This is a genomic window from Stenotrophomonas sp. STEN018 (assembly GCF_056760235.1).
Window position 1 is genome coordinate 1 of sequence record NZ_JBRREK010000114.1, and the last position, 4,007, is coordinate 4,007.

Sequence of the window (4,007 nt, forward strand, 5' to 3'; positions counted from 1 at the left end):
ATTTAATTTAATATTTTGAATTAAGTCATCAAGCCTTTTCTCTAAAATTAAGATTTTTTCTTTCAATGAGTAAACCGAACTTTTTAGGCGTGAGTTTTCTAGAGCATCGGGGCTTTTTAGTTTATTAAATATTTCTAATTGCCCTTTGTACTCTGTACTAAGTCTATCAATTTGATTTTCAAGCGCAATTCTTGGAGTCCAAAGAGCAAGTAAACTCTGTTCGTATGATTCAAGTTCTTCATTACTCATGGCTTGCAATTCAGATCTTTTTTTTATCATTTTTAATCGTTCATCTTCTTCGTTTAGGCTTTCTCGTAAACGGTCATTGATTGGATGGTTTGGATTTGTTGCAGCAGCTCTTTGCTCGGACGATAAAGCCTTTAGTGCTTCAAACATGCTGATATTATTTTTTGGCTTCATGGTTTAAATCCTGCTTTTTCTAAAAGTGGATACAACTCTTTAAACTTTTCAGGTTGTAAAAGCATGTCAGCAATACGTACAGCAAATTGCTGATAGCTCTCTGTACCTTGGGAATATCTGGACATTTCAGGCATTTCAGATAGTTTGTGAGAAAACATATGGCGTTGTGCATCAGTCATTCTTGTAAATAGATCGGCTGTGTTCGGATCTCGATCAGCTTGAATTTTCTTTGCTTGTTGCTTCTGTTTTAATTTAAATGAAAAGCCTGAAATAGCTCGACCTTTTTTATGTTGTTCATAGGTCACAGTGATGTCTGTATGCTCATTGATCTGCTTGATAGACGGTTCTAAGACACGCCTTTTAAACAGCTCCATACGTTGATATTCATTATCCTCAACACCAACTCTATTTCTGAATTCTGGTAGTTCAATTTGTGGAGTTTTACCCACTTCACGCCATGCAATTAGTAGTTCGTATAATCGAATTGCATACTTACCTGTAAGCTGTGATACCTGTTTAAGCTGATAACTTGTAAAGTGTTCCTCAAGCCGAGTAACAAGTGGTACAACGTCAGGGGCAAAGGTGATTTCTAAAATGGCTAACGTATCAACATAGAAAACACGACTAACCCAACGTGAGCGCACAATGCCTGTTTTGCCAGTCTTTTTATATTCCGCAACATAGCTAAACTTACGTTCAAACAGATTGTTTACAGCATCTTTTAATACTTTGTATGCAGCATCTGTAGACACATTAAAGTGTTTTGCGTAATCACTAGCATGTATTTCTAACTTGCTGTCTGCGGTAATTCCTTGCCCTGTTTCTCTAGCATTCATAATTGCAAGCAATATTAAACGCTGTTCAGACGTTTCTAAGTTATAACTGGCATTCATTAACGCATTGTCTTTCACTACTAATCCATTTTTCAATTTAGCACCATAGATATATCTTGGTTTGATAGCACCTTAAAATGTTTATGGTGTTAAGTCAAGAGGAAATGGTGCTTTATACAAGAGAAAATGGTGCTTTATACAAGAGAAAATGGTGCTATATACAAGAGAAAATGGTGCTATATGTCCTCTACAAGCCTTGTTTAGCAATCGTTTCGACTCGTTTAAAAGCATTTAAAAGCTTTAAAAGATATTAAAAGCCCAAGAGCATCAAAAATCAAAGGCTATGGCACTCGCTCCGCTCGTGTCGTTTCAAAAGCAAAAACAAGATCAAAAGCACTATGAATTCGCTTCGCTCATAAGCTTATTGTTCGCTTCGCTCAGTCTAGGTTTAAATACTTAAAGTCGCTTTGCTCTGTTCTTACTGTGAGATATCAAATTAAAAATTTGTAATCAGGGAAAAGTGTGTGAACAAATTTTATTTATGTCGCTCGTAGACACTCGCTAATCACTTTCTCCAATATTTCAATAAAAAGCGGTTTTTCAGAGGGGGAATAAGCGAACTTTCATTGTGACGCTCGTAGACACTCGCTAAAAACGTACAGTTTGCGATTTAAGACACTTTTACTTGTTCAACTATGGATTCTATATAAAAATTGAAATGTGGGCTAAAAACGCAAAATAGAGCGATTTAAAGCTATCTTTCGAAGTCATTACTCCGATCTACTGGTTTTTTAATTGGTTCATCAGGCTTTTGTGCCTGTTTTTGGGCTTTTTTAGCGTGATATTCTTCTGTTTCTTTTTTATAACGGAGTTGATTCTCGTTAAATCGGCGTTTTTCATCAGCTGCAAGTAGTTTACGCAGATGTTCTCCTCGTCTTTGAGATTCCTCAAAATACTCTTGGGGGCTTTGTCTGTATTCTTTCTCTTTTTTGATCTCTTGTTCTTTATAAAAGAAATCTGAATGAATAGATTTCATGAACGGATTCTGTTTGAAGTCTTTAGCCATATCTGAAAAATAATTGAATAGATCAGCGATGCGTTTTATTGAATCATTCAGGTTTTTTAGCTCTTTTGGCTTAGTTAAAAAAGCCATCATGCCTAAATCTTTTTTGTCTTTTTTCTTGTTTTCAATGTAAGCAATCGTCCGATCTCGAAAGCTGAGAAAATTATGACTATTTGCATGTTGTTCATAGCGTTGAACTAAACTCATCATTTTTTGATGTGCTTGATATGTCTTGTGATTTAAAGAAACACTGTCTGTTCTGACAGAAGCGGTGTAATCATTTTCATATTCTTCCTCGAACTTGTGAACAGCAGCTCTAAGTTTTTTAGCTTCAACGATTGCACTGAATACTTCCCTAAAATAATTTTGAGAAGTTTGTTTCAGATTTTGTTCATTTTCCTTTTGTTTTTTTTGTTCTTCAGTTTTCTGAATGAGGTCTTGGTCTCTTAATTTCTGAATGGTCATTTCAGATAAAAGTATTTCTTGCTCTAAACCTTTCAAAATTTCAGGTAATCGCTGATTTTCAGCATTTTGCTGTTTGATTAAATCATTTTTCAGGCTGATTTCGGTATCAATGCCCTGTCTGCGTAGCTGTGTGACCTTGCTACCCTCGTGAATGCTCGGCTGTAGTCCGTTGTCCTGATCGGCATAGCTTCGGTGGTCTACTTCGGTCAAATAGCCTGCTCGTGCTAGATTTTGATTGGTAATGTCGGCAAAGATTTCTCGCCATTGGTTTACGGTCTGACTAGAATTTTCTTTGTTAAAATCCCGATTTCTCTTTTTAGCAAAATCACCTGTTTCGAGGTCGATTTGTCGCCCTGTAAACATGATATGAGCGTGATAATTGCGTTCATCACTTCCGCTTTGAGTATGTGGTGCATGAATGGCTGCGTCCACAATCACACCATGCCGTTTTACAAGCTCTTGGCATAAGTCATTGAGCATTCTTTCCCTTTGCTCTTTGTTCAACTCATGGGGAAAAGCAATTTCAAATTCTCTTGCTAGATTTGCGTCTTTTCTACGTTCAACTTTTTCAACGGTGTTCCAAAGTTGGTTACGACCTAATAATTCAGGATTGGTATTTTCAGGGGCATAGATTTTTGTAAATTCCACGCCTGTTTTTTGAGTGTAATCCTGTTCTCTTCCTTGTCTTTCATCTATCAGTTTTTCACCCGAACGATAAGCAGAACATGCAACGGCTGAACGCCCTGCACTTCGACTTATTGTCTTAACTGAAAAGTGATAAATTGCCATTTTACCTTTGCTCTTAAATTCGATTTCGAATTTTACCAATCTGCATAGATTGGTTTGGGGTTGTAGGGGATTTCCCCTGCCGTACTTCCATTGAAAAAATCGAAGATTTTTCTCAATGGTAAAGTGCGCCCTTCGGGAAAACCACGATAGCAGATAGCACCTTGAATTTCAATTCATGTGCGCTTATGCTAACTGTGGTTTTTTAGATATTGGAATTACAATGAAAGTTGAATCTCTAGAACAGAGAATTGCTAAACAAGAAGAACGCTTAAAACAGCTTAAAGCTCAAAAGCAAGCTGTAGAAGCTCGTGAAAAAAAGAAGATTTCAGAGCAACAACGTAAAGATGATACTAGACGTAAAATTTTACTAGGCTCTTACTTGCTTAAAAAAATGGAAGATGAAGCTGAAAAACAACAAATATTATCTGAATTAAATG

The 4,007-nt window shown here is 36.4% G+C and carries 3 protein-coding genes and 1 pseudogene; 1 reads left to right on the plus strand and 3 read right to left on the minus strand.

Annotation, left to right across the window (positions count from 1 at the left end; all coding sequences use genetic code 11):
- The 3 genes from ACVOMB_RS20770 to mobQ all read right to left on the minus strand — a co-directional run.
- A partial coding sequence (locus tag ACVOMB_RS20770) for a hypothetical protein (protein ID WP_419329325.1) occupies positions 1–420 on the minus strand: 420 nt, incomplete at its 3' end.
- Positions 417–1,331, minus strand: coding sequence for a replication initiation protein RepM (gene repM / locus ACVOMB_RS20775; RefSeq protein ID WP_481532899.1), 915 nt, complete (start codon positions 1,329–1,331; stop codon positions 417–419). The genes repM and ACVOMB_RS20770, both read right to left, overlap by 4 nt.
- Before the next feature lie 676 nt (positions 1,332–2,007).
- A complete protein-coding gene (gene mobQ / locus ACVOMB_RS20780; protein WP_419329323.1) occupies positions 2,008–3,570 on the minus strand; it encodes a MobQ family relaxase in 1,563 nt (520 codons plus the stop codon).
- Positions 3,571–3,790: 220 nt separating this feature from the next.
- Here mobQ and ACVOMB_RS20785 point away from each other — a divergent pair.
- A pseudogene (locus ACVOMB_RS20785) lies at positions 3,791–4,007 on the plus strand (hypothetical protein); the annotation flags it as partial.